Origin of the sequence: Peptoniphilus sp. oral taxon 836 str. F0141, assembly GCF_000179335.1 — a bacterium.
GTDB lineage: Bacteria > Bacillota > Clostridia > Tissierellales > Peptoniphilaceae > Peptoniphilus_A > Peptoniphilus_A lacrimalis.
This window is the reverse complement of sequence record NZ_AEAA01000059.1, coordinates 1-1,501: the sequence shown is the minus strand read 5'-3', so window position 1 is coordinate 1,501 and position 1,501 is coordinate 1. Positions and strand designations below refer to the sequence as shown.

The 1,501-nt window shown below is 31.5% G+C and carries 2 protein-coding genes; both read left to right on the top strand.

The features are described 5' to 3' along the window. The coding region (locus tag HMPREF9131_RS02460; RefSeq protein ID WP_009345183.1) for a DNA translocase FtsK at positions 1-1,117 on the top strand (1,117 nt) is incomplete at its 5' end. Continuing rightward, complete coding sequence (locus HMPREF9131_RS02455) at positions 1,110-1,412, top strand: hypothetical protein (RefSeq protein ID WP_009345184.1); 303 nt, start codon at positions 1,110-1,112, stop codon at positions 1,410-1,412. The genes HMPREF9131_RS02460 and HMPREF9131_RS02455, both read left to right, overlap by 8 nt. Positions 1,413-1,501 lie beyond the last annotated feature (89 nt).

Genomic DNA, 1,501 nt, shown 5'->3' with positions numbered 1-1,501 from the left:
TGTTGGATTGAGAGAAATTTTAGAATCTTCTGAATTTGTTAATTCAAAATCTGATGTCCCGCTAACCTTAGGTAAGGACGTTGAAGGCAATATTATCGTTGAATCAATTTCTGATATGCCTCATTTATTAATTGCTGGGGCAACAGGTTCAGGAAAATCAGTTTGCATAAATACAATTATAACTAATATTTTATACAAATCTTCACCGAATGATGTTAGGCTTATGCTTATTGACCCTAAAGTTGTAGAACTCAGTGTTTACAATGGTATTCCTCATCTACTTATACCTGTTGTTACAAATCCAAAAAAAGCTGGATATGCTTTAAATTGGGCGGTAGATGAAATGGAAAGAAGATATAAACTTTTTGCTGATGCTCAAGTTAGAGATATAAAGGGATATAATAAGAAAAAAATCAAGGAAGGTAAAATTTCTGAGAAAATTCCAAAGATAGTTATTATTGTTGATGAATTAGCTGATTTAATGATGGTTTCTTCTAATGAAATTGAAGACTATATAGCTAGACTTGCACAAATGGCTAGAGCTTGTGGTATGCATTTAATACTAGCGACTCAAAGACCAAGTGTTGATGTTATAACTGGTACTATAAAGGCTAATATCCCTTCTAGAATTGCTTTTGCTGTTTCTTCTGCAGTTGATTCTAGAACCATACTTGATATGAGCGGAGCTGAAAAACTATTAGGTAGGGGAGATATGCTATTTTACCCATCATCATACTCTAAACCAAAAAGAATTCAAGGCGCATTTATTAGTGATGAAGAAGTAGAAAGATTAGTAGATTTTGTTAAATTAAATAATGAGAATTCTGAAATCAATAAACAAAGCCTAATAGCAAGTCAAATAAATAATAAAGAAAAAGATGACAATTTAGATTTAGATCCCTTGTTTGCTGATGCAATTAATTATGTTTTAGGAGATGAACAAGCATCAATTTCCTACTTACAAAGAAAATTAAAAGTTGGTTATTCAAGAGCGGCAAGAATAGTTGACCAAATGGAAGAACTTGGAATAATAGGACCTCATGAAGGCTCAAAACCAAGAAAACTTTTAAAAACCAAGGAAGAAATAGATGATCTATTAGGTGATGATGATGAATAGTGTTAAAATTGTAACTCTAGGTTGCTCAAAAAATGAAGTTGACTCTTCTTGTATGATGTCTATCCTTGACAAGAATAGATATTCAGTTGAAAATGACCCACAAAAAGCTGATATAATTATTGTAAACACTTGTGGATTTATTGATGCAGCTAAAGAGGAGTCCATTGATACAATTCTACAAATGGCAAAATATAAAGAAACTGGTTCTTGCAAAAAAATGATTTTATCAGGCTGTTTAGCTCAAAGATATCCTGAAGAGCTTTTAAAAGAATACCTGAAGCTGATGGAATTATAGGAACAGGAAACATCAGTCAAATAAATGACATTTTAGATAGGTCTATAGATGGAGAAAGAGTTATAAAAGTTGATAATATAAATTCACCT

What these genes read in the sequence shown, in the direction of transcription:
- HMPREF9131_RS02455 (WP_009345184.1), top strand. Translation starts at nt 1,110, where the DNA reads ATGAATAGTGTTAAAATTGTAACTCTAGGTTGCTCAAAAAATGAAGTT.